This window comes from Treponema bryantii, assembly GCF_900111035.1.
Lineage (GTDB): Bacteria > Spirochaetota > Spirochaetia > Treponematales > Treponemataceae > Treponema_D > Treponema_D bryantii_C.
Genome location: NZ_FOFU01000004.1, coordinates 46,366 through 71,795 on the forward strand (window position 1 = coordinate 46,366; position 25,430 = coordinate 71,795).

Sequence of the window (25,430 nt, forward strand, 5' to 3'; positions counted from 1 at the left end):
AACTCTCTCTTATTCATTCTTCAGCTCACTCTGGATTCGATTAAGGTTAGACAAAGCTGTTTTATTCTCCGGATCAAGCTCAAGTACTTTCTGATACCAAGACATTGCCTCTTTATAATTTTTCTGCATAGAAGCAATGTTACCAAGATTATTCATAGCAGGGATTGATCCCATTTTTGCCGAAAGCTGATAAACAGGAATTGCGCTGGAATACATTCCGGCACGAACATAGAGCAAACCAAGCTGATTATAAAGGGGTGCCGAAGCACCTTCCTTTAAGATTCTGTTTTGTACAGCTGCAATCTGAGGGCCAAACTCTGCAGTAATATAACGAGAAATATCAGTTTCTACGATTTCTGATATTTTCTTTTCCGATGTATTAAGAGCAACATTTTCGCCACTAGAGAAACTTGCCGGCGGATAATAAGTCCATGCCGAAGAAATATCAACATAAGAATAATCTTCTTCTGCTTCTGTAACAGCCATAAATTCTTCAACAGCTTTGTACCAGCTGTTTATAAAACCTTCACCAAATACTTTCATTGAAAGAGGCAGCCAGACATTACCATCATCAAGAACAAGAACGCGATCCGAACCATCAAAGAAGTTATCTATATGATTTTCAGAAATCTCAGTATTAAAAAGAACAATAAAATCATCAGCAGTTGCAATAAAACCAGTCTGAATACCAACTGACTGAAGAAGTGATATCAACAGGATTCCTACCTCATCTTTATCACCAGCTTTATAAAGCATTGTCTGATACGGATACTGGATATAATCAAGAGTTTCAAGATTAAGATGATAAGTATCATAAGGTGAAGAAGAATCTTCCTCGTATTTTATTCCAGCCTGACGCATACCTTCAAAAAGATACATTGCAAACTGCATATTACGATTAAGACCCGAACGAAGATATCGGCGGGCAACTCCAACAAGAGACTTTGAAAACTCCATTACTTCTGGAGAAGATGCAGAAACATAACTTGCAAGTACAGCAGGGTCCACCCATCTTGTCTGATTACGATTATAAATTGGAATAATTATCTGAGAAACAGCAGTTCTTTTCTGACCAAGAAGTTCATAATCAATTTTTACTTCAGCTGGAATCTGTCCGTTTTCTGTAAACTGCAAGATAGAACTTGAAAAATCAGCAATCAGCGGGATAACTTCTGTCTTATGCTTGCGCAATACTGAAATTGAGCCACACTCAATATCTGAAGCAGTATAGCCCTCTGCTCGAATATATACATGTACATTTCTGATTTCAGCAGTTTCATCATTTGAAATATAAATATTACCAAAACTGTTTTCTTTATAAATTGAAGCAATCAAAGGGAAAACACTGTCGTCACATTCTGCAGTTGCACTTACACTACCCGTTGATTTTTTTGTGTCATATCGATAAGTTACAGACACTCCACCAGATACACCTTGTAAAAGTGGATTTCTGGCCCAGCTGTCATACTGAATATCCATCCAGGACGCAGAAAGACCAACAGAAAATGACGGATTAATTCTGAATGCAAAAGATGCATCTGCCCTATACCACGGCTGATAATGAATCGCAGAGCCTGAAAGAGCCAGACTCGGTCCACCAGAAACACCTGCAGAAAAAGAAATTCGTGAAAAAGGATAAAGAGTTACACCAACCTTTAAGCCGACAGGAACAAAGAAAACATTTTTTGCTTCTGATTCACGAAGCTTTGAAGATGACATTTTAGGAACTGCGTAAAAACCTGCTGTTGTTCCAACATTCAATGTATCCCATAAAGCAACACCAGTATCCAGCATACCACCAAAACCAAGCGAATCATATTTTTCCGATCCTCCAGTTAGAAAAGGAAAAAGCAGCTCTGGTGTACCTGAAAAAACTAATTCAATTGCATTTACAGGCAATAATAGCAAAAATGATAATGTAATGGAAAAAAAGACTTTTTTTATCAATTTTAAACTTCTCCAAAGCAAATTATAACAAATAAAAGAATCTTTTACAAGTAATATAGAAGAAAACAATTATTTTTGATTTTATAAAAAAAATAATGCTGTTTAGTAGATAAAGATTATTGAACAAGGTACTGTAAATTTATTATAGTTTTGTAACATCTTAAAATATATAACTGTTTATTATATAAATTACATTAATAAACATGTATGGAGTTCACAAAATGAAAAAAACTTTATTAACAGCAGGCTGTCTGATTGCTTTTGCTTCAATTCTGACTTCCTGTGGAACAACAAAACAGGTACAGTCTGCACCAGATGCGTATATTACAGATGATGAGGTTACTGATACAAATACAGATAGTACAGTTTCAACAGAAGAAAATTCTGAAGAAGAAATCGTTGCCATGAGAAAGAAAAAAAGTGCCTTAGAAAGCTTCTTTACTTTTGGAAATGGTGATGAATATATAAAATTTGATGAAACAACTGTATTCACAAAAGAAATAACCGGTATAAAAGAAAAGAATGCCACAACAGTAATCAGATATGATAATCTTATGGCTGGATTTGGAAGCTATAATTCTGCAGCATATTATTACCTTCAGTTCGATAAAGACAATCGTGCTATCCTTGCAAAGAATGCAGAAGCATATTTTTCTGATTTCGAAAATAAAAGACTTCAGAGAAAAGGCCGCCATACAGACAGAGCTTATGGAAAAATTCGCTATCAGTTAAACTGGGGTACTATCAGCAGTTCAACTCCAAACAATGGTATTGGAGATGGTTACTGCGGTTATGAATTTGTAAAGGGTGCGCCATATTTTACTATCAGTAATTATGAATTCAAAAATGAATATTATGAAAGAGCAGGAGATGCAACTACAAGATACTCTCCTTCAGTAAAATATTACTTTACCCGTGCTCAGCTTAAGCAGCTGTTAAATTTACTTTCTGAAGAAAACATTACTCAAACTATCAAAGAGAATAACTTAAATTATATTTCTAATCCTTCTTCAGCTGACACTTATTAATATTCAATAAGAATAAAAAAAAGACTCGCAAATGCGAGTCTTTTTACTTATGAGACGGTTCCTGCGGGAATCGAACCCGCCTTTCAGCCTTGAGAGGGCCGCGAACTAAACCGATATTCGAAGGAACCAATTGAACTCTATGTGCTATTCCCGCAGGAACAATACACAAAAAAAACTGAACCATTCCTGATTCAGTTTTATAGTTCCCCAAGGAGGATTCGAACCCCCACAGTCAGAACCAGAATCTGAAGTGCTACCATTACACAATCGGGGAATAAATAAGTGAGTATTAATATAATGATTAACACTCACATTGTCAACAGGCTAATGCCTATTTTTATTATTTTTTTGTTGTTTTTTTAGCCGCCGGCTTTTTAGCAGCAGACTTCTTATCAACTGATTTGTTTACAGCTTTTGATGTTGGCTTCTTAGAAACTTTAGGAGCCTTTGGAACTGTTGTATCTACAACAGAGTTGTCATCACTTGCAAACTCAGAGCGAATGTATTTATCTGCTTTCCAGTCGTTAATCCATGTGTTTCCATCAAGGCAGTAACGAAACTGATATTCTTTATTTGTTTCGAGCTGCTTTTTTACTGAAAAAGAACCTGTCGGATCTTTTTTCATAGGAATTGAAGTAGGATCCCAACTGTTAAAATCGCCTGCGAGAAACACTTTTGTTGCTCCGGCTGCAGCTTCTGGATTCACTGTAAATACAACTGTACACTTTTTTCCATCACTAGAAAATGTTTTCTTTAATGACATAAATATCTCCTGCGTGCGATTGTTAACAACCGTACTTTAATTAACTTTAATTTTAATCTTATATCTGCTTAAAATCAAGTCTGACGCAGCGAGTAAAACGTTTCCCTTTTTTAGATTTCTATCTGCCAGAAGCGGAATCTCTTTTAATATATAATCACCTGCAGAAATCACAATAGAACCATATTGATTTCCCTGCACTACCTCACCCCAGCAAAAATCAGGGAGCTTCACTTCTACTTTTACAGAATTCATATTCTCAGCCATAGAAGTCCCTGTTACATACGGAACAGTAAAGGTTGAATCAGAATATACAGGAACCAGTCGCAGCATTTTTTCTGATGAATTAAAACTTCGTACAAGATATGGATGAACCTTAAGCTCCACAGAATAATCTGCAAAATTGCGGAAGGCCCATTCCATCAACTCTGTGCCATCATGCACACGTCCAGCCTGACCTTCACGGGTATTCTTTCCAGGTCCACCCATTGTAACAGAAAGAAAACGGGTTTCATCACGCACAGCTGTGAGCGCAAGATTATAACCGCTTTCATCTATATAACCAGTCTTTAAACCGTCACAACCTTCAAGCTTTCCAAGAAGAGGATTTGTATTATCCTGAGTGATAGGCATTGTGATTTTCTGAGGAAGGCCCTGAGAAAAATCCTGTGCAGCTGGCTTATCACCAGGAGCAAGATTTCTTGCTTTCGGATAAGTAAAATCTAAAACGCTGTGAAAACGATGCAGCGACTGAGGATGACGGCGTAAATAAATTGCCGCAAATTCAGCCATTTCCCGTGCCGTAGTCTGATTCTTTTCACTGTACCCAGAGCTTTCTACAAAGTGAGTATTTTCAAGTCCGAGATCCTGAGCCACAAGATTCATACGTTCAACAAATTCTTCCATTGAGTCGCAAACAGTATAAGCCAGAGCATAAGCCGCATCATTACCAGAACAGATTGAAAGCCCAAGCAAAAGTTCTTCCATAGTTACACGCTGATCTTTTCCAAGAAACATAAGTGAACTGTGAGGTGGCATATTGCAGGCCCAGCTTTCAGGAGGAAGTGGAATTACCTGATTATAAGAAAAACGTCCACTGGCAATTTCTTCTTCTACAACATACATAGAAAAAAGTTTTGTCATTGATGCAGGAGGAATGATTGCATCGGCATTTTTTTCATATAAAATATTTCCATTTGAAACATCAATTAAGATAGCTGATTTAGCCCAGATGTCCAGCTGAGGCTCTCCAATGTTATATGGAAGTTTTTTTAAAACCTGATATTCTGAAGGATATTTTTCAATAAGAAGCTGCGACAGAGATTCGGCCTGCTCTGCAGATAGTTCAATTGGCTGAACAGTCTTTTTAAAACTGATTGCTCTGCTTAATGTAAAAGCACAAAAACAAAAAATAAGTAAAACTGCTGCAGCAACTAAGGCATGCCACAGACGGAAGCGTTTTGAATCTTTATTATCTGACATATACTCTCTCTAGTGTATATTTCTTAAAAGGAAGTCTGCAAGTACAAGGGCTGTCATAGCTTCTACAACAGGAACAATGCGTGGACACAGACAGATGTCGTGACGGCCCTTAATCTGGAGCTCGGTTGTTTCATACTGAGCTTTACCGTCCTCGCCAAAATCCCCAGTGCGGCGAACCGTCTGCTGCGGCTTAAAAATACTCGGCACAGGCTTTACGGCAACGCGGAAAATAATATCCGCCCCAGTACTCAATCCGCCCAAAACACCGCCGGCGTGGTTCGAGTCAAAAACAGGCTGACCATTCTCGGCATGCATACAGTCATTGTTTGTGCTGCCGAAAGAATCTGCAGCTGCAAAACCATCGCCAATTTCAAAGCCCTTAACCGCGCCAATGCTAAGCATAGCCTTTGCAAGATTTGCATCCAGTTTATCAAAAGCAGGCTCGCCAAGACCAACCGGACACCCCTGAACGATACATTCGATAATACCACCAGCACTGTCTCCGGCAGCTCGGAGTTCTTCGATTTTTGCGTTCATTTTTTCTGCTGCTTCGTTGTCCGGAGCACGCAAAGCATTCTGCTCTATCTGTGAAAGGTCGCGCTTTTCTGCTGAAATACCAGCCGCGCGGATTGTATATGCAGTAATCTTAATTCCATGCTGTGCCAGAAGCTGAGCAGCCACTGCCCCACCGGCAACACGCGCAAGAGTTTCCCGTCCGCTCGAACGTCCACCGCCGCGATAATCCCGACATCCGCCATATTTCACATCATAAGTATAGTCAGCATGGCCGGGGCGGAACGTCAAATCCAGATTTCCGTAATCTTTTGAATGCTGCGAAGTATTGCGAACCTCCAGCGCAATCGGGGTACCGGTTGTACGGCCTTCAAAAACTCCCGAAAGAATCTCTACTGCATCAGCCTCAGTTCTTGCTGTAACAGAAGCATTCAGTTTTCCATCTGGAGAAACACCCGGACGGCGTCTGTTCAATGCTTTCTGAATCACCTCAGCTGATAATTCAATTCCAGCAGGACAGCCATCAATAATACAGCCAAGAGCAACTCCATGGCTTTCACCAAAGGTTGTTACAGAGAAATTTGTTCCAAAAGTATTACCATTATTTTTCATAATCATCATTATAATAAAATTTGTAGTTAAAATGAAGATAGTGTATAATAGATAAAAGGTATGGAGTTTACGTTTTCAACGGCCAGACTGCTTATTCAAACAGAATTTGCACCTCTGGTATCAGTATTAGTTCTCATAGCTTTTATTAAAACAAATGTCAGTTTTTCTGATTCAACGAACCGTAGCTTTTTACTTGCCTGTGGTGCAGCAATTCTTCTTACCGCCTCTGACAGCATGCGTTTTATTTCAGCTCACATGGATCATCCAACCGTTTACCGATACATTTCGGCTGGCGTTGGTTATGCACTCCGTCCTATGATTCTTTACCGCTTATCAGTAATTTCAGCACGATACAAAATCAAAAGAAACAGACTTTTTACGATTCCTTTGATTTTCTGTGTAATCATTTCACTCACAAGCATTTTCCCGTTTGCACGTGGGCTGATGTTTGATTTTAATGAAGCAAATAAGTTTGTACGAGGACCTTTTGGATTCTTATCACATATTGTTTGCGTCTTCTATGCCTTCCAGGTAGTTTATTATTCCCTTAAGAATTTTAATTACAATAAATATGAACCGATTATTGTAATCATCATGGAGATTGCAGCGTTTACTGCAACCCTTATGGAAAACCGCTATAAGTATGATTTTGTACTTTCTCAGGTTCTGATTTCTTCTATTATATTTTACTACTTCTTCCTGCTTACACAGACTTACAAGCGTGATACTCTCACTCACTTCCTGAACAGACGCTGTTTTTATCTGGAACTTAAACATCTGCAAAAGGAACCTTTGATTATTCTCTCAATGGATTTGAATAATCTTAAGATGTTTAATGATACTCAGGGCCACGCTGCCGGTGATAAAGCAATTGTTACAGTTACCACAGAAATGTTTAAAACCTTCAATAGATATGCAAAGCTTTACCGCACTGGTGGTGATGAGTTTATGGCGATTTTCCGAAAGAGCAGCATTTCTGAAGTTATAAATCTGGTTTCTGTTTTCCAGAAGAATCTTAAAAAAACTGAGTATCAGGTTGCATGTGGTTATGCAAGTTACACTCCTGGTGACGACATCGAAAAAATAATTTCACTCAGCGATGAGAGAATGTACGAGAATAAAGTAAACTTAAAGCAGAGTAAAAATATTTAGTTCAACTTCATTTCTTCAATTATATTGAATATTTCACCGAAAAATTATAATATACTCCAAATATAAATTTTACATAGAATTATTACAAATCGAAGTTTGTAAATAATTGGAGGTATAAGATAAAACCTGCCAAAATGTTGTCAGGTTTTATCTTGCAAAGTTTCCTTCGGAAACTTTGTTATATACTGCACATTCTCATTTCATTACGAATGTGCTAAAACAATTATTATCAAATCTGAAGATTTGCTAATAATTGTTTTTGGAGGTATGTTATGAGTATTTTTCGTGGCGCTTTTACAGCTTTGATTACACCAATGAAGGCTGATGGTTCAGTTGATTTTGAGGGCTTCCGAAAAAATGTCAAACATCAGCTCCAGGAAGGTATAGACGGTCTTGTTCCACTTGGAACCACCGCTGAAACCCCTACCCTCGACGAAAAGCCAGGCAGCGAAGAAGATCAGATTATTCAGATTGTTTTTGAAGAAGTTCGCGCTTTTGAAAAAGAAACAGGCAAAAAGATTCCAATCATTCTTGGTGCCGGATCAAACAATACAAAGGATGCAGTTGCTTATTGTGAACGCGCAAAGGCAGCTGGTGCAGATGCTGCTCTCGTTGTAACTCCATATTACAACAAGCCATCAAAGGAAGGAATCTATCAGCACTTTGCAGCAGTTTCAAAGGTTGGAATTCCAATCATCGTTTACAACATTGCTGGTCGTACAGGTTTGAATATTCCAACTGATTTGCTTGCACGTATTGCAGAGCTCCCTAACATCGCTGGTGTAAAGGAAGCAAGCGGATCTGTTGCTCAGATGATGGAAGTTATTGGTCAGATTAAGAACAAGAAACCTGACTTTGCTGTATTCAGCGGAGACGATTCTTTGACACTTCCTTTAGTTGCATGTGGTGGAGACGGAATTATTTCTGTAGCTTCAAACATGATTCCAGCTTTGATGCACGAAATGACAGCTGCAGCTTTGGATGGAGACCTTAAGAAGGCCCGCGAGATTAACTACAGACTCGCTCCATTCTTCAAGGCAGAGTTCTGTGACGGTAACCCTTCATCAATCAAATATGCAATGAACGTAAAGGGTATGCCAGCTGGTTCTGTAAGACTTCCATTGGTAGAAGTTACCGATGATGCAAAGAAGATCATTGAGAAGGCAATTAAGGACTGTAATTTATAAGGTTATAGGTGCCAGGTTATAGGTGCTAGGGATTTGAGCAGGCGTTGCGGGCGGCGTTTGAGCCCGCAGAGGGGGTAGCGTAAGACTGCGTAGCAGGCTGAAGCGAGGGGGAGACTTCCCCCTACCCCTAGAACCTAAAACCTAGAACCTAAAAAAAGGAGTAATATTATGAGTGAAAAGATAAAAGTTGGTGTACTTGGCGCAACAGGAATGGTTGGTCAGCGCTATATTAAGTTGCTGGAAAATCATCCATGGTTTGAAGTAACATACGTTGCAGCTTCTCCACGTTCAGCTGGTAAACCATATTCAGAAGCTGTAAAAAACCGCTGGCTCATTGGTGCAGATATTCCTGCTGCCGTAGCTAACCTCATCGTAGAAGATGCTAACGACGAAAAGAAGGCACTTGGAAAGTGTCAGTTTGTATTCTCTGCCCTCGAAATGGGTAAAGATGAAATTAAGGCTCTTGAAGCTGCTTACGCTGCTGAAGGAATCCCCGTTGTCTCTAACGCATCTGCTAACCGCTGGACAGAGGATGTTCCAATGCTCGTTCCAGAAATCAACTACTCTCACCTCGACGTAATTGCTGATCAGAAAAAGCACCACGGATGGGACAAGGGATTTATCGCTGTAAAGCCTAACTGTTCTCTCCAGACATACATGATGCCAATCCACGCTCTTATTCAGGCTGGATACCCAATCAAGAGAATGATCGTAACAACTCTTCAGGCTACTTCTGGTGCCGGATATCCAGGTGTTTCTTCATTCGATATGATTGATAATATCGTTCCATTTATCGGTGGCGAGGAAGAAAAGACAGAAAAAGAATGTCTCAAGATTCTCGGAACAGTAAAGGACGGAAAGATTGAAAACGCAGCAGGTCCTCTTGTTTCTTCTACATGTACACGTGTACCTGTAGTAGACGGACACACAGCTTGTGTTTCACTTGAATTTGATCTTCCAGAAGACAAAAAGCCTAGCCTCGAAGAAATCGAGAAGATCTGGACTTCATATACATCAGTTCCACAGGAACTCAAACTTCCTAGCGCTCCAGAACATCCAATCGTTGTGCGCCACGAAGAAAACCGCCCACAGCCACGCCGCGACCGCGAGACTGAAAAGGGAATGGCTTGCGTTATCGGACGTCTCCGCCCATGTAACGTATTCGACATCAAGTTTGTAGCATTGAGCCACAATACAAAACGTGGTGCTGCTCTTGGTGGTATTCTTAACGCTGAACTTTTGAAAGCTAAGGGTTTCTTTAACTAGTCTGTAATTGAAAAACCAAAAAAGGTGGTTGAGCCAGTCTCGACCACCTTTTTTTAAACTTGTAATACCCATTTAGACAGTATATAATAGACTGAATGGAACGAGTTTTTTCAGCATTAAGGACAATACGCAATACCATATTTTCGCCAAAGTACTCCCTCGAAAAACGAATTACCTACGCAATGGTTTTCTGTGCAATGGTTGGTGAAATTATCGGTTTTGTAGAGTCATATATGATTGGTCTGCCGACAATTGCTGTACTTCTTCCATTGATTTCTTCCCTGCTTCTTCTTGCCCTTTCAATCTGGGGATTTAAAACTAAAAAAACAAAGCTTTTTGCTACTATTTCAATATCTCTTACAGCTATGATTCTTTTTCCGCTGATGTTCTTTGCAAATGCAGGACTTCATGGTGGAATGCCTTTTTATTTTCTCGTAGCTGTAGTCTGTACTGCACTTGCTCTCAGAGGAAAAACCAGAATTATTCTTTTTATTTTAATTCTTCTGGAATATTCAGGTCTTTTTGTTCTTTATCAAATTTTACCACAGGCATTTATTCCAATGTCACATTATGATGCCTTTATAGATCAGCTTTGCAGTATGCTGATTGCAAGCCTTGTACTTTTTGCATTTTCTTTTATTGTTTCAAAACAGAATTATCATGACCGTCATAAGATTGAACAGCTTTCCCTGCTTTATGAACGTCAGGCAAATACAGATGAATTAACAGGGCTTTATAACCGCCGGTATTTCAACAATTTCTTAAAACTTGCAATTCTTACCCTCGGGGACACAGGTAAACTGCATATTGCAATGTTTGATATTGATGATTTCAAGTATGTAAATGATAAATACGGCCATCCTTTTGGAGATACAGTACTTAAAAGATTTGCAGATATTCTTAATGAATGTATTACAGATGGTGTAACCGCCTGCCGTTATGGTGGTGAAGAATTTCTTCTTTTGATTCCAAAGAAAAACAAGGAAGAAGCTCTTAAACTTGTACAGAATGTCCTTAAACAGACCAGAGAAAAAATAATTCTTGCTGAAAATCGTTTTGTTACTGTAAGTGCCGGTTTTATGACATGTACAGAAGACATGACCTACGATGTTCTTTTACAGGAAGTTGACAAGAAACTTTATACAGCAAAGAATTCTGGAAAGAACTGCGTTATTTCTTAATGCCAATCAAAACCATTGTTCTGGCATGCTCGTTATATGGAGACTTATCAAAATCTCCATAAACTTTTGTATCAGAAAATCCGAATTCAATCAGTTTGTCCCGCAGGAAAGTAGCCGGGTAAAGGCGCTGTACAAAACAGTGATCTACAACCGGTTTTGAAGCCGGTGATTTACTGAGATCTGTGTCGGCCGGATACAGTGTCCACTGCGACTTCAGCCCCTCCCAGGCACCGACAACTTCAAAATGAGTTACAACTTTATAACCTGCCCTCTCAAATTCTTCGCCGGGAGTCCAGTACATAACGGCAGTTTCACGGCTGGTACATTCCATAATGAAGGTACCGCCGGGTTTTACTGAATCTGCAATGTTTTTAAGAATCTGCATATCTTCTTCAACTGAAGCACAATAACCGAACGAAGTATAAAGATTTACAGCACAGTCAAACTGATTAGGAGCATGGAAGGTTCTAAGATCATGATTGATAAGTTTGAGCGGTACACCTTCTGCCTCGGCAGATTCGCGGGCGGCATCGAGTTCGCTCTGGATAATGTCTACACCAGTTACGTCGAGGTCGAGAGCGGCGAGTTCAACGGAAATACGTCCAAGCCCGCAGCCTGCATCGAGGACAGCAGCACCGTCACGGAGCTTTGCAATATCTTTTACGTATTGAGCTACAGTTGGTGCTTCTGCCCAGCGGGCATCATCAAACATAATTGGTGCAAATTGTGTCCAGAAGTTTTCTGATTCAAACCAGTCCATAAATCCTCCGAAATCCTACGATCGTCATTGCGTCACTTAAGCGTTACATATGTCTTACCGGCACCGCCGTCTTCAGCAGGAGCTTTTGAGAACTCTGCAACTACCGGACAGTGCGAAAGATAATCTGAAACAGCCTGCATTAAAACTCCATCACCCTTTCCGTGAATTACACTGAAATGAGGGAAGTTATGAAGCACACAAAGATCTACCTGACGCTCCAGAGCACGAACAGCTTCATCTGCACGCATACCAAGAAGACGTAATTCAAATACAGGTCTCTCATAAATTCCATTTGAAGCATCATCTGCAAGTTCAATGGATACATCAGCCTTAAGAGGAACTGAGTTTTGAGCTTCAGTTCCCTGCACAAGCTTAAGATCTTTTTCCTTCATTGACATTTTGATACTGCCAAACTGAACCTGCCATACACCTTTTTTAGTCTGTTCAACAAGAACTCCTGAAGTACCAGTACTTGTCCGAACTGTGGCGCCAGGCTGAAAAGATATCTGAACCGGAGCAGCTGCTATTTTCTGAGAACTCTGAACTTTGTTTTCCACAGCAGGTTCTGTAACAATCGAACTTGCATATTTCAATGCTTCGGCATTACTCATTTTCTTCTTTGTTTTCTTGTTGCTTCCGATTGAATGCTTTTTAGCAGCTGCCTGCTCTGCCTCAAACTTCTGTTCGTCACGGGCAAGTTTTTCTTCCTCGGCTTCGATTTTTCGATCGAGACGCATTGTATCTTCCGTAAGCTCGGCAATGTACTGCTTTACACTGAGAGTTTTCTCTCGAGTAATCTCACCTTCCTTGAGAGTACGTACAAGATTTTCAAGCTGGCGACGGCTGTGAATAAGGAAATCGTTGAGTTCCTGCTGCTTACCTTTTTTGAGGTTTGATTCCAGGCGGCGAAGTTCGAGTTCGCGGGCCTTAAGGCGGTCTGTTTTTTCCTGAGCTTCTGCGGCGAGACGTTCTGCTTCTTTCTGAACTTTATTGAGTTCTACGTGCTTGCGGTTGAGACCACGGATAAGAGCTGAAACATCAGCCTGTTCTGTTGCAATGTATGTACGCGCAGCCTTGCAGATTTCTGTCGGAAGACCGCTCTTCTGAGCAATGTCCAAAGCATGGCTTTCACCAGGCACCCCCATAAGCAGATGATATGACGGTGACAGTGTATCCTGATTAAACTCAACAGACGCATTTATACAGCACGGATTTGTGTAGCCGTAATTTTTCAAAATGCCCTGATGGGTCGTTACAAGCACGAAAGATTTGCGTTTAATAAGTTCGTCGAGAACGGCCATTGAGATAGCGGTTCCTTCCTGAGGATCGGTTCCACTGCCAAGTTCATCCAGAAGGATGAGGGTATCGGATTTTGCAGAATTCACGGCCTGCGCGATATTTTTCATATGACCGCTGAAAGTAGAAAGGCTCTGATCGAGAGACTGGTCATCACCGATATCTGCAAAGACGTTTGAGAATACCGGTAAACGGGTACCTTCCGCCGCGGGGATCGGGAAGCCGGACTGATTTAACATAGAAAGGAGCGCGAAAGTTTTAAGCGAAACGGTTTTTCCGCCGGTATTCGGTCCTGTAATTATAAGTACGCGCTTGCCGTCCATAAAGCGGATGTCTATAGGCACGGCTTTTTCTCCAAGAAGCGGGTGTCGGGCCTTAAGTAAAAGAGGCGGTTCTTTGTCTGCTGGCAATGCATAGTTACATTCGCGAGACTGTCCCCATCGGCTTGCTGCCTGAGTAGTATCAAACAATGTCATAACAGGAAGCGCCTGCTTTATTGCCGGAATAGATGGCTGAAGACTTTCTGTAAGCTCAAGCAGAATCTTTTTTATAACTGCCTGAAGTTCAAACTCTTTTTGAATCAGCTCATTACTGCAAAGCACAGCTTCTTCCGGTTCTACATAAACAGTCTGAGCAGTCTGGCTTACCTCATGCACAATACCAGGAATTCTGTTTTGAAGACTAGCTTTTACGGCAAGCACCTGGCGGCCGTTTCTCAATACCGGAACGTTACTCTGAAGCACATCACTTAGCTTCTGGTCAGATGTAAAGCCCTGCATAACAGTTCTGATTTTAGCATTAAGGCTTGCAATCTGCTTTCTGATTGCTATTATTTCTGGAAGTTCACGTAGTTCTCCATCAGGAGTAATGATACGGAAAATCTTTTTTTCCATATCTGTAATATCCGGCAGCTGAGTAACCTGTTCTGCAAGCAGTTTCAATGACAATTCCTGACCATGCAGCTGAATTGCTTTACGAACACTGTTTATGCTTGTTACAAACTGACCAAGATAATGCACCTGTTCGAGAGAAAGAGATGCCCCACGAGCTTTTATTATACTGAGAAGCGGATGAACTGGTTCCCAGCCACTAATAGGATTTGCACGACCCGCAGAAAAGTAAACACTCCACTCGCGGCTAAGATTTTTTAAATTTTCAATTTCTTCTGATTTTCGAAGAGGTTCGCGCTGTAATAGTTTTTCGCGACCTTCTGTCGAAACACAATATCCCGCGATTTCGTCGCGGATTCGATAATAATCAATTTCGGTTAAAGTTTTTGTATTCATAGTTCTAAAGTCGGCAAGCACAGCTTGCCTTTGAGCTAATCAGACCAGGAGCCTGTGCGGATTTCTTCGCTAATTCTCTGCCAGCTGTCGAAGCGTTCCTGGCTAATTACGCCATCTTCTACAGCTTTACGCACTGCACAGCCTGGTTCTGTATTATGCCGGCAATTCATTCCAAATTTACATTTGCCGATAAATGGTTCAAATTCCCTGAAGTACATTGCAAGGTCATCAGCTTCAATATCATCAAGTACAAAACGGCGGATTCCCGGTGTATCAATGATATTTGCCTTACGGCCCTGTATTCCTTCAGTCAATGTCTCATTCAAGGTCAGGTGAATCAGCGTACCTTTAGTAGTGGTATGGCTTCCCCGACCATATTTCTTTGAAAGGCTTCCTGTTCTCAGGACGCAGGTATTATCCATAACGTTTATAAGACTGGATTTACCTACTCCAGACTGGCCTACAAAAGCTGAAAGTTTATCTTCAAGCAGCTCTGCAAACTCCTGCATACCCTCTCCTGTCTTTGCAGAAATACGCAGTACCTTGTAGCCTAAGTCTTCCCAGATAGAAAGTCTTTTTTCTATTTCTTCAAACTGCTCTTCGCGCCCATCCGTCTGCATTTCAAGGGCGAGGTCCCATTTGTTGCAGACAATTACCGGAGTGATTCCCTGATGTTCAGCCTGAGCCAGAGCTCTATCCGTAAAGCGAGGACGGAAAGGTGGCTCATCCGGAGTACATACCAGAATCAGATAATCAAGGTTACTTGCAAGAAGCTGCGGACAACGGCCCTTTACATTCCAGCGCAAAAAAGTATTGCGTCGTTTTTCCAGAGTAACTATCTGACCTTTTTCATCATTAAGTTCATCCGGTTCAACTTCGACAACATCTCCTGGTGCAATTGGATTATAATATTCCTTTTCAGTTTTAATTACTTTACCTTTAATTGTACAGTTTCGGGTAACATCATCTTCACATTCAACTGTAAAAAGATTATTTGTTCCTGCAATAACAGTTCCTTTCAAATTAAACTCCTGATTCTATTTCACTGAACAATGCTTCGTATAAGGTTGCCTTATCGCTGTTTGTATCGCGGATAGTTTTTGCCATTCCCTGTGCAAGGTGCAAAAGAACTCTGTAGCCTAAAAGGGGCTCGCGATCACACACTTCCAGAAACTTTGTACTGGAAAGTGCTATACAACGACAGTCTGTTATAGCCTTTACTGTTGCAGTTCGTGGATCATCACTTATCAAAGCTGTTTCCCCAAAGAAAATATTCATATCACTGGAAAGATCTGCAAGGGCAATCTTATCTCCTGCAGGAGTCTTTCTATAAACCTGAACTTTTCCCTGATACAGGATATAGAACATATCTCCGAACTTTCCTTCTTCAATAATTACATCACCCTTCTGATAGTTTTCAACTGTCATATTATCATATACAGCACGGAGGATTCTGCAATCATTTTCATCATCAATACAAAAATCAGAAAACAACTGAATCTGTACAAGTTTAGGCAAAACGTCTTCAAACTTATCCATAAAATCCTCCTATCCTCGTACCAGAATGGCTTTTGTATTTTTCTGAATAACAAAATCTGGCGCAGGTGTAAGAACCGGTTCATTACTCTTGAGAGTCTTAACCTTTTTCAGATTATCAACAATACTCTTGATATCAGGATTCTTCTGAGCCTCTCTAAGTGCATCTTTACGACGCTGATGGAAATTACCTGTATTTAAGAGAAGGCCTACAAGGACACCGCCTTTATTACCATTCTGCTCAATATGAGCTTCATATTCACCATAGGTCTTTCCAATAAACGAAGCAGGAATATCTTCTATGATTATACCAGTATCAGCATCATCACTTATAAGGGCACGGATAACGTTACTGTAACCCATTCCGCTTGAAGCAGTTGCAAGAAGACTGTGTTCATAATCCTGTGTAAGGATGATTTCATCACAATGTGCCATTTCAAGATGCTTCTGGAATTTTGCATCGATAAGTTCAGCTGCTACATAAATTCCAGGATTCAGATTTTCCATTGTAAGAACGGCAAGTACTGTACGGCTGTCTATTTCAAGATCAGAATACGTTTTTGAACGGTCGCAAATTACAAGGGCTCGTTCTGCAGTATCAATTTGTGCACGTTTAAGAACAGCTTCATCCGAAAAATCTCCGGAAACATAATTAAGTTCCTTAAATCGAGGCTGTGAACGGATCTGCTCAATCTGCTCTGCTGAATCATTTATCATTACAACCATATCAGGTGTAATATCCGGATTTGTAGTAAGTACGGTATCCAGAATCTTTTCAAAGCCTGGTCTCCATCCGCAAAGTAAAAAATGTCCTTTCATATTCTTCAATTTTTTAAGCCCCTTATTTTTCTTCATCTGCAAATCCATGAAATAGGACGCAAGCTTACCGGTAACAGCACTGAATAACAGCATTCCGAGCACAAGCAGAACAAGCGCTGACATTCGGCCTGGAACTGATTTTACACAATAATCAAAATAAGCCGCAAAAACCGCAACTAATGTAAACCATACGGAATCGAACATTGTTTCTATTCCGCTTTCGGTCTGAGTTTCAGACGCAAAGACAACAATAGTTGCAACGGCAATTATTATAAAGATGAGAAGCCAGATATAAGTAAGAGGATTTTTGAGTGTATACTTAAGAGCGCGCTTAAAACGCTTAAAACTCCCCTGCTTTTTTTTACTCATTTTGATATTATAGCAAAAAAAGCAGGGGAAGTCAGTAAGAACACCGTTTGTACAAGACTATTTGAAACAGACATCTACTTCAAACGGCCCGTATGATGTAACAAACGGAATTGCGATTACAGGGTAGTTTTTAGGCCAGGCAATCATGTGATTGTGTCCCATTACACAAAATGGAGGCGAAATGTCCATTTTATACTGACTTAGAGCAGTAACTGCATGACCTGAAATAATGTTTGTAAACTCACTTACCAGCCCAACGGCCATATCCTCATAATCCTCCGGCTTACATTTTAATCCGGAAAGCTCAAGCATTTTATTTGCAAGAATCTTATGAAGACGGAAAGCAACGATTCCTTTTATTTCGCCGGTAACTCCCAACAAACCCGATATTTCCCACGGATGGCCTGCATGTATATCCAGAAGATGAGGTTCCTTATTTTGAGGACCTATATTGAACATATCCTGGAAAGTATTGATTCCCTCTGTGAGAAATGCGTTAATAATTTTTGCGTCCATTCCCATATCGTATATTATGATAAACCACAAAATTGGATTTGTAAAACAAAATGTTAGAAACTGAATTTACCTTTAATATAGAAACTGCTGTAATCTTTATAAGCTCCGTAAGTTCCGTCTTTTTCAGGACCTGGAGTAAAAATATAAGCTCCAATTTCAGCATTTATCTGATCAGAAAGGCTATAATTTATCGATGGCTTTATAAAGCTGTCAAAATCATTAAAGCCTATAAGTCCACTCAAACTTGCTTCCAAGGTTTCATTCAGGAATGTCTTTGAAACACTCAGAGTTGCCCCATGAGTATAGGCATCTGCTCTGTTTATGCTTTCAGTATCTCCAAAAACATAATCGCAGAAATACTGGGCTGTAAGTGTCCAGCCGGATGGCATCCAGTCTATACCGGCGAGAGCTGAGATTTCATTACGCTGTTCTGTATCGGTAAAATAGCGTTTTGGAAAGAAAGCTGCTTCTGTACGAATAACAACTTCTCTAACCGGAATTGCCGCATCAAGACCTATCATTGCCATTCGTTTGTAATTTCCCGTATAAGTATAATCAAAAACAGGCATATCATCCCAACCATAAAAACCGTAGACAGAGGCATCAAATGCCAGGAAGTAACCGGAAAGTTTTACACCATATTCTCCATTCCAGATTGCAGTATCGGGCTTTATAATCTGTACAGCACTTGTTGTTGATTCTGGAAGTGCTGCGGGTGTAAAGAACGGAATCCAGTAAATATCTGTGGTAAACTGTTCTCCAGAAAACGAAATGCGCAGAGCATCAATTGCAAGTTTTGAATCGTCACTTGCCATTGCTGCAAGATTGGACATGTCACCTGGACAAATTACATTTGTGATGTCTACACCATCGGCTTTACCCCAGGCAGTTTTCTGACGGCCAATTCTGATTCCCCAGAAGCTTGAAGTATAGTCGAACCAGAGCTCATTAAGCGACCAGTCGAGTTCGCCCGTTACAGCATCATACGAAACAGAAGCATCTGCAAGAGCTGAGCTGTTATCGTAATAAGCATCAAGTGTACCGGTAAACTCGGTTGTCCCAAGCAGAAACTTACCTGCTGAAGTATCGCCATCTGTCCATGGAACACCAGCTCCCCAGAGAGTCTGAATCTCTCCGGAGAAATCTACTCCCCCTTCCGCAATGAGAGGAAAATATATCAGTAATAGTAAAATCAATATAAAGCTTTTTATTTTCATAAACTCTCCAGACATTATCTGATTCGACCTTTTTCCAATGCTGCTACTGTGAATAAAGAATCATCAATATCTTCTGCATCGTAAACAATATTTTTTGATTCGATGAGAGACCAGGTTCCGCTCTGAACATTTTCCATTTTCATTTTTTGTGCTGTTGTAAAGCCTTTGATGGTTGTAAAGTCTGTGCAGGTGAGAACCCGGTGAAGCTGATTCTGGCGGTCATAAAACTCACATTTACGGAGAATATAATCTGATTTTCCAATGTAGCTGATATAGCGAGGATCTTTTTCTGTATGAGCCTTGCTTATACATTCAACCTTGTAGCAGATTGTGCCATCAACATCTTCTTCACCAAGAAGATTGTAATCATATTTATTGAGGCTGCGGTCTCCCATATCCTGATAAGTAAAGTCTGTTCCCATAAAACTTCCTTCACTTTCAGAGCCGCTTGAAGCAATACGACGTGTCTTTTTCATTGCAGGGAGATAAAGCCAGTTATCAGAATCTTTATTATCATCTTCATAATCAAACATAAGATATCCAGTTCCTGCTACATCTTTTGGAGTTGTAAACACGATAATACTCTTTTCTACTTCTCCATAATCCTTACTCTTCATAATAACTTCACGGATTCGGTCTGATCCTTTTTTTGAATGAATTGTAAGGGTCGCAGTTGAAGAGGAAGTTTTAGGTTCCGGCACTTCATCTGCTTTTTTCATGATATCGTAACCTGTCTCAGCAAAGAGCAGAGTACCCATTGTAATTAACGCTAAAGTAAGAAATTGTTTTTTCATAAATATCTCCTTTTGTTATTTATTTGTTTCATGTCCAAATGGCTTTGTTATAAACAATAAAACCGGTGTGAGTGTATAGTCAGCAATGAGCGCACTGCCCAAGCCGACAATCGACAGCCAGCCGATATTTACGAGAACAGTCATTGTACTTGTAAGGAAGATTCCAAACATAGCGCACAGTATGATTGTTGTCATAATCATTGTTTTTCCAATTTCACGATATGAATTCAAAACTGCCGAGCGGTAGTTTCCCGTAAGTTCAAAATGATATTTAATATGATTTGTAAAGTGAATAGTATCATCTACCGCAATACCAAGGATCATCGGCATAATCATTGCAGTAATCATATCAAGATTAACTCCGGCATATCCCATGATTCCACCTATGATTGCAATTGGGGCAACGTTTGGAATCATTGCAATAAAGCCTGTTCGAAGCGAAGTAAAGGCAATAATCAAAAGCAGCAGAATTACAATCAGAGAAGTTCCAATTGAACGGATTGACCCGCGAACAAGTTTACCGTTCATATGAGCATACTGAACAACCTCACCTACTACCCCGGCATTTGACGCATCAGGGAAGAGTTCTGCTACCCATTCTTTTACAGCATCCATATTCTGAACAATTTCTTCACCATCATAACCGGCAAGTTCAATATGGAGATAACCAGCCTTAAAATCTTCGCTGACGTAATCATAAAGATCTGAACCACCGGAAATCTCATAAAGGAACATTTCCTGACTAACAAGATTCTGGTCATCTGGAATTACATACGCGTCGGGATCATCACCATTGAGAGTACGGTTCATTTCCTTGATTACTTTTGTTACAGAAGAAACACGAGGTTTTCCGTTAGAAACCTTTGTCATACTTAGAGTTCCAACACGTTCTGCAAGTTCGTCCATATTTTTTAGAACTTCAGGATTCTTAAGAGAATCTTCGTCCTCATACTCAACAAGAACTTCATAACTGTACTGACTTCCCAGCTGACTTCGGGTAATTTCAAGAAGTCGTTTGATATAAGGAGTTCGCTCGCCCATCATATCTGAGTAATTCATATTTACTTTGATTTTGAACATACCAGGAATTACAGCAAGAAGAACAGCACTTCCTGCAATTACTGTAATCCACTTTTTATTGAGAATTGACTTTCCCATTGCTTCTACACGAAGGTCAGATTTAGTTGAACCTTCTGTGTCAACAAAGGTTGGATCTGGTTCTTTATCTTTTCCAAAGCTGTAGAGACAAGGTAAAAGAATAATTTCAAAAATGAAGACTGCGAGAACGGCAGCAGCAGTAATTCCACCAACCCAACGCATAGGTCTGATTCCGGCAGAAAGGAATGAAAGCATTCCTGCCATTGTTGTAATTACCGTAAAGAACAAAGCCCAGCCTGAATCACGAATTCCCATAACAATTGATTCTTTTCGCTGACCTGTCTTTCTGAAGTACATCTTAAAACTGTTGATATAGTGAACTGCATAACCAACTGCAAGTGCCATTGATAACAAAACTGTTACAAGAAGCATTGTGTTGTTACCTTTGATATTCATCCAGCCGGAAGCCCCCAGAGTTGTACAAAGAGCACCGATTGTAGCAATTGAAGGAACTACAACTCCGCGAAGAGAGCGGATAAAGATAATAAGGAAAATCAGCATTACAACAAATCCAAGAGCAATACGACTTACACACTGACTTGTAATCTGTTTTTCTTCCTCATATTCTGTATATGAAAGACCTGCCGGACGGATTTCCCATTTATCAGACTGATATTTTGGATCATTAAAAATTGCCATTGCGGGTGGAGCAATTTTTTGCATTGCTTCATCAAGACCTTCTGAATATTGCTCAAGATTTACGATAAGCCAGGTTTCGGTACAATCTTCACTGACAAGGGAGTTTACAAGAGATTCACGGCTCATAATAAAAGCTTTCTTTTCCGCAAGTTCTGAAGGATCAGATGGGACACCATCTTCAAACGGACTTTTTACTTCAAAACCGTCTTCCGTACCAATTGGAAGCGAAAGTTCCATGAGTGAAGTAATACTTGATGCATATGGAACATTATTTAAAAGCTCATCTCCGAGTTCATCAATCATATTCAAAACTTCCGGATCAAAAACATCAGTTCCTTTGGTAGTAATATGAGCCATTAGAGAATCTGTTGAACCGAAAATACTTTCAAAGTGATCCTGATTGATTTTTGTAGTTTCCCAGTCATCAAACCAGTCCTCTTCTCCATTATCAAGTTTGAGACGTGTAAGCCCCAGACTGCATACAACTGTTACAATAATAAGACCGATAATAAATCCCCATCGGTGCTTTATTTCAAACCTTCCGAATTTTTCAAACCAGTCATTTATTTTAGTGACTTTCATTTATCTTTCATCTCCTCCGGATAACAGTGTTATAAAAATGATAACATTGTTATCTGATAACAATGTTATCTTAGTGGTAACAGTGTTATCTTGTCAAGCACAAACGATAACATTGTTATCATTTTTATTGCAAAAAATATAAATTGCAGATAAAATAAAAAAAGTGGTTTCGACAGGCTCAACCACCGGTGAATTATGGCAGAATCATCAGCTGAAACAAAGAAAAAACTCCTCGAAAGTGCAAAAAAAGAATTTCTTGAAAAAGGATTTATGGGTGCATCTCTGCGAACTATTGCTGCAAATGCAGGAGTTACCACAGGAGCAATGTACAGACATTTTAAGGATAAAGATGCCTTTTTCTGTGCACTTGTGGATGAAGCTATAGCCACATCTACAAAAGCTGTAATGCTTGCAAATTCAGAAAATCACGCAGGACTGGACATTCCACATATGAAAGAACATATGGAATTGGAAGAACAATCGGTAATTGAATTCCTGGACTATATGTATGAAAACTTTGATGCTTTTACCCTTCTCCTTACAAAGTCTGCAGGAAGCACTCATGAACATTTCCAGGAAGAAATCTGTGATATATATACAAAAAACTGTGAAGAAACCTTTGAATGGATGTATAAAGAAAAATTAGCTACAAAAAAAGTTTCTCCAATGACAATTCATTTTATGGCTTCTACAGTTATAAATGCATACTGCGATATTATCCTTCACAATATGACAAAAAAAGATGCAGCCGCCTATATAATCGACATAATGGAATTTACACGTTACGGCAGCATGCATCTTATGGGAATTACCACAAACTGATCTTTGCCGAGTCGTGTCAGCCTTACACAAAGCATGTTTTAATTGCAAAAGCCAATAACTCAATTTACAATAATATTATGTTTGATTTTTTACGCTCACATCAGCTGGGCATTATGTTGTTTATGGAAGGAATCTGTTTAGCAACAGCCTTTCTGACTTTAATTACAAGAAATCTTCCAAAAGCAAAAAAGATTGCAATTTTTCTTCTTGAATTAAACAGTGCTCTGATTATGATTTCGAGCAGATTTTATTATATAAATAAAGATGCAACCGGAGATTATGCAGGAATATATCTGCGCATTGCAAAATTTTTTGATTATTTTTTCAGTTTTTCAATCATCTATGTAATGAACCTTTATATTAAAGATCTCAATAATGAATTTAAAAGTAAAGGATTAAAGGGATGGAAGTATAATCATTTAATAATACGACTTAATGACATAATTATGATTACTCTTACTTTAATTCTTATTGTCTCACAATTTACACCTTTCTGTTACTATTTTGATGCTAATAATGTTTACCATCGTACAAAGGGGACATTTCTATTTTTGATATTTCTTCCGGCTGCTATTTTTCTTGAAGCAATTTTTGTTATTTCAAATCATAAGATACTTTCAACTGCAGTTCGGATTCCTCTTTTTCTTTTTATTGTAATTCCATTTCTTGCAACTATTCTTCAATTCACTACTTTTGGAATTGCCTTTACTGCAATGTCTACTTCTGGAACTTCTGTTTTACTTTATGTTTTTGTCGTACAGGATACAAACAGAGAAATTGAAAGAAGTCATAAACTTGAAGTTGAAATGCTTGAAAGATACAAAAAGAAACTTGAGGAAACTGTACGTAAAAGAACAGCAGAACTTATGATTGCAAATCAAAAAGCTGAAAATCTGCTTCTAAATATTCTTCCTGTTGAAATTGCCCGTGAACTCACCGAAAATCCAAATCAGACTATTTCAAAAAAATATCCAAATGCAACTGTACTGTTTACCGATATTGTTGGATTTACAAAAATGAGCAGTGAAATGACTGCAGAAGAAACTGTTGAAATGCTCAATAATATGACACAAAAATTTGATGAACGTGCTAAAAGAGAAGGAATCGAAAAAATTAAAACAATTGGAGATTCTTACATGGCGGCGACAGGCCTTATAGAAGATGCAAATAATGATGGAGCACAACGGCTGATTCATTTTGCACAGGGGCTCCTGGAAGATGTAAATGAATTCAACGAAACATCAAGTCATAAAGTAAAGATTCGTATAGGAGTAAACACAGGTCCTATTGTTGCAGGTGTAATCGGAAAAACAAAGTTCATCTATGATGTATGGGGCGACACTGTAAACGTTGCAAGCCGCATGGAAACAAATGGAGAACCAATGCAAATCCATGTAAGTGAGGCGACTTATAAACTTACAAAAGATTTATTTCCATACGGCAAAGCTGTGAATGTAGAAGTAAAAGGTAAAGGCCTGATGAAAAGTTACTTCTTGTAATTGATATTTATTTCACTTCATTCACAAGTTCTTTTCCAGCTGTAAAATCGCGGATATTATTCAGAGTTGTTTCAGCAAGATTCTTAAGGGCATTTGTTGTAAGGAATGCCTGATGTCCGGTAATTATTACGTTCGGGAATGTCAAAAGACGGGCAAGAACATCATCTGTCATGATATCTGTAGACCAGTCGCTGAAGAAGTATTTACTCTCCTCCTCGTAAACATCCATACCAATTCCACCGATATGTCCGTGTTTTAAAGCATGGACCAGAGCCTTAGAATCAATGAGAGCACCACGACCGGTATTTATGATTACAGCATCATGCTTCATCATCTTCATTGTATCATGATTAACAATATGCTTTGTCTCTTCTGTAAGCGGACAGTGCAAACTTAAGACATCACTCTGCCGGAAAATCTCATCCTTGCTGACATAAGTTGCACCACTTTCCTGGGCCCACTTTTCATTCGGGAAAGGATCATAAGCAATGATTTTCATTCCAAAGCCTTTGAGAATATTTGCCATTATCTGTCCGATTTTTCCGGTTCCGATTATTCCGCCGGTAAGTCCATGAAGGTCACGGCCCGTCAAACCTTCAATATTAAAGTTTGCAGTTTTTGTGCGAAGATATGCCTGTGGAATATGACGTGTAAGAGACATCAAAAGAGCAGCTCCATGTTCAGCAACTGCATACGGTGAATAAGCTGGAACACGCACAACCTTTATTCCTGCTTCCGCTGCAGCCTTGAGGTCAACGTTGTTATAACCGGCACAGCGAAGTGCAATCAGTTTTACACCGCAGTCCTTAAGTGATTTTATAACTTCAGCATTTACAACATCATTTACAAAAACACAGACAACATCATACCCCTTTGTGGTAAGAGCTGTATTTTCGTTGAGTTTATAATCACGAAAATCAATATCATATTTATATTCTTCATTCATTTTTGTGAATGAAACCTTGTCATAAGAACGTGTATCAAAAAAAGCAATTTTCATAAATTCTCC

The 25,430-nt window shown here is 39.5% G+C and carries 21 protein-coding genes and 2 tRNA genes; 7 read left to right on the forward strand and 16 right to left on the reverse strand.

The features are described 5' to 3' along the window. Positions 1–9: 9 nt before the first annotated feature. On the reverse strand, positions 10–1,947 hold the full coding sequence (locus BMY21_RS08325) for a tetratricopeptide repeat protein (RefSeq protein ID WP_143064197.1): 1,938 nt from the start codon (positions 1,945–1,947) through the stop codon (positions 10–12). Positions 1,948–2,168: 221 nt separating this feature from the next. Here BMY21_RS08325 and BMY21_RS08330 point away from each other — a divergent pair, with 221 nt between their 5' ends. Next, positions 2,169–2,975: a hypothetical protein gene (locus tag BMY21_RS08330; protein WP_074642786.1), complete on the forward strand. Its 807-nt coding sequence runs from the start codon at positions 2,169–2,171 to the stop codon at positions 2,973–2,975. 55 nt (positions 2,976–3,030) lie between these two features. On the opposite strand, the gene BMY21_RS08335 is transcribed toward BMY21_RS08330, so the two are convergent. From BMY21_RS08335 to aroC, 5 genes are all read right to left on the reverse strand, one after another. Beyond that, positions 3,031–3,103 (reverse strand) — tRNA-Glu (locus BMY21_RS08335). Positions 3,104–3,178: 75 nt separating this feature from the next. Further along, positions 3,179–3,249: transfer RNA gene (locus BMY21_RS08340), tRNA-Gln, on the reverse strand. A gap of 66 nt (positions 3,250–3,315) precedes the next feature. Then, positions 3,316–3,738 carry an isoamylase early set domain-containing protein gene (locus BMY21_RS08345; protein ID WP_083379795.1) on the reverse strand — a complete coding sequence of 141 codons (423 nt, stop codon included), beginning with the start codon at positions 3,736–3,738 and terminating at the stop codon, positions 3,316–3,318. Positions 3,739–3,774: 36 nt separating this feature from the next. After that, complete coding sequence (locus BMY21_RS08350) at positions 3,775–5,217, reverse strand: D-alanyl-D-alanine carboxypeptidase family protein (RefSeq protein ID WP_074642789.1); 1,443 nt, start codon at positions 5,215–5,217, stop codon at positions 3,775–3,777. Between the two features lie 9 nt (positions 5,218–5,226). Then, complete coding sequence (gene aroC / locus BMY21_RS08355) at positions 5,227–6,342, reverse strand: chorismate synthase (protein WP_074642791.1); 1,116 nt, start codon at positions 6,340–6,342, stop codon at positions 5,227–5,229. Positions 6,343–6,402: 60 nt separating this feature from the next. Between aroC and BMY21_RS08360 the strand changes: the two genes are divergently transcribed. The 4 genes from BMY21_RS08360 to BMY21_RS08375 all read left to right on the forward strand — a co-directional run bounded on the left by BMY21_RS08360 (position 6,403) and on the right by BMY21_RS08375 (position 11,128). Then, positions 6,403–7,494, forward strand: a complete 1,092-nt coding sequence (locus BMY21_RS08360) for a GGDEF domain-containing protein (protein WP_074642793.1) — start codon at positions 6,403–6,405, stop codon at positions 7,492–7,494. A 272-nt stretch (positions 7,495–7,766) separates the two neighbouring features. Then, on the forward strand, positions 7,767–8,681 hold the full coding sequence (gene dapA, locus BMY21_RS08365) for a 4-hydroxy-tetrahydrodipicolinate synthase (protein WP_074642796.1): 915 nt from the start codon (positions 7,767–7,769) through the stop codon (positions 8,679–8,681). A gap of 168 nt (positions 8,682–8,849) precedes the next feature. Further along, positions 8,850–9,947 carry an aspartate-semialdehyde dehydrogenase gene (gene asd / locus BMY21_RS08370; protein ID WP_074642799.1) on the forward strand — a complete coding sequence of 366 codons (1,098 nt, stop codon included), beginning with the start codon at positions 8,850–8,852 and terminating at the stop codon, positions 9,945–9,947. 95 nt (positions 9,948–10,042) lie between these two features. Then, positions 10,043–11,128 carry a GGDEF domain-containing protein gene (locus tag BMY21_RS08375; protein ID WP_083379796.1) on the forward strand — a complete coding sequence of 362 codons (1,086 nt, stop codon included), beginning with the start codon at positions 10,043–10,045 and terminating at the stop codon, positions 11,126–11,128. On the opposite strand, the gene BMY21_RS08380 is transcribed toward BMY21_RS08375, so the two are convergent. From BMY21_RS08380 to BMY21_RS08420, 9 genes are read right to left on the reverse strand one after another with little or no spacing between them, the layout of a single operon-like run. Then, positions 11,118–11,888, reverse strand: a complete 771-nt coding sequence (locus BMY21_RS08380; protein WP_074642803.1) for a class I SAM-dependent methyltransferase — start codon at positions 11,886–11,888, stop codon at positions 11,118–11,120. The two genes, BMY21_RS08375 and BMY21_RS08380, sit on opposite strands and share 11 nt — an antisense overlap. 32 nt (positions 11,889–11,920) lie before the next feature. Further along, positions 11,921–14,470, reverse strand: coding sequence for an endonuclease MutS2 (locus tag BMY21_RS08385; RefSeq protein WP_074642806.1), 2,550 nt, complete (start codon positions 14,468–14,470; stop codon positions 11,921–11,923). Between the two features lie 35 nt (positions 14,471–14,505). Further along, entirely contained in the window at positions 14,506–15,492 is a 987-nt protein-coding gene (gene rsgA, locus BMY21_RS08390) for a ribosome small subunit-dependent GTPase A (RefSeq protein WP_074642809.1), read from the reverse strand. A gap of 1 nt (position 15,493) precedes the next feature. Further along, positions 15,494–16,009, reverse strand: a complete 516-nt coding sequence (locus BMY21_RS08395; protein ID WP_074642810.1) for a cyclic nucleotide-binding domain-containing protein — start codon at positions 16,007–16,009, stop codon at positions 15,494–15,496. 9 nt (positions 16,010–16,018) lie between these two features. Continuing rightward, complete coding sequence (locus BMY21_RS08400) at positions 16,019–17,194, reverse strand: TrkA-related ion transporter (protein WP_074642813.1); 1,176 nt, start codon at positions 17,192–17,194, stop codon at positions 16,019–16,021. A 57-nt stretch (positions 17,195–17,251) separates the two neighbouring features. After that, complete coding sequence (locus BMY21_RS08405) at positions 17,252–17,710, reverse strand: chemotaxis protein CheX (RefSeq protein WP_074643529.1); 459 nt, start codon at positions 17,708–17,710, stop codon at positions 17,252–17,254. A 53-nt stretch (positions 17,711–17,763) separates the two neighbouring features. Then, on the reverse strand, positions 17,764–18,927 hold the full coding sequence (locus BMY21_RS08410; RefSeq protein WP_074642816.1) for a DUF1302 family protein: 1,164 nt from the start codon (positions 18,925–18,927) through the stop codon (positions 17,764–17,766). A gap of 14 nt (positions 18,928–18,941) precedes the next feature. Then, positions 18,942–19,721 carry an outer membrane lipoprotein-sorting protein gene (locus BMY21_RS08415; protein WP_074642818.1) on the reverse strand — a complete coding sequence of 260 codons (780 nt, stop codon included), beginning with the start codon at positions 19,719–19,721 and terminating at the stop codon, positions 18,942–18,944. Between the two features lie 15 nt (positions 19,722–19,736). Continuing rightward, the gene (locus tag BMY21_RS08420; RefSeq protein WP_074642821.1) at positions 19,737–22,100 is read right to left on the reverse strand and encodes an efflux RND transporter permease subunit; all 2,364 of its coding nucleotides are present in this window, start codon (positions 22,098–22,100) and stop codon (positions 19,737–19,739) included. 195 nt (positions 22,101–22,295) lie between these two features. On the opposite strand from BMY21_RS08420, the gene BMY21_RS08425 reads away from it, so the two are divergent. Next, the gene (locus BMY21_RS08425) at positions 22,296–22,922 is read left to right on the forward strand and encodes a TetR/AcrR family transcriptional regulator (protein ID WP_074642823.1); all 627 of its coding nucleotides are present in this window, start codon (positions 22,296–22,298) and stop codon (positions 22,920–22,922) included. Positions 22,923–22,999: 77 nt separating this feature from the next. Next, on the forward strand, positions 23,000–24,421 hold the full coding sequence (locus BMY21_RS08430) for an adenylate/guanylate cyclase domain-containing protein (RefSeq protein ID WP_083379797.1): 1,422 nt from the start codon (positions 23,000–23,002) through the stop codon (positions 24,419–24,421). Positions 24,422–24,428: 7 nt separating this feature from the next. On the opposite strand, the gene BMY21_RS08435 is transcribed toward BMY21_RS08430, so the two are convergent. Further along, entirely contained in the window at positions 24,429–25,421 is a 993-nt protein-coding gene (locus BMY21_RS08435) for a 2-hydroxyacid dehydrogenase (protein ID WP_074642828.1), read from the reverse strand. Positions 25,422–25,430: the final 9 nt, after the last annotated feature.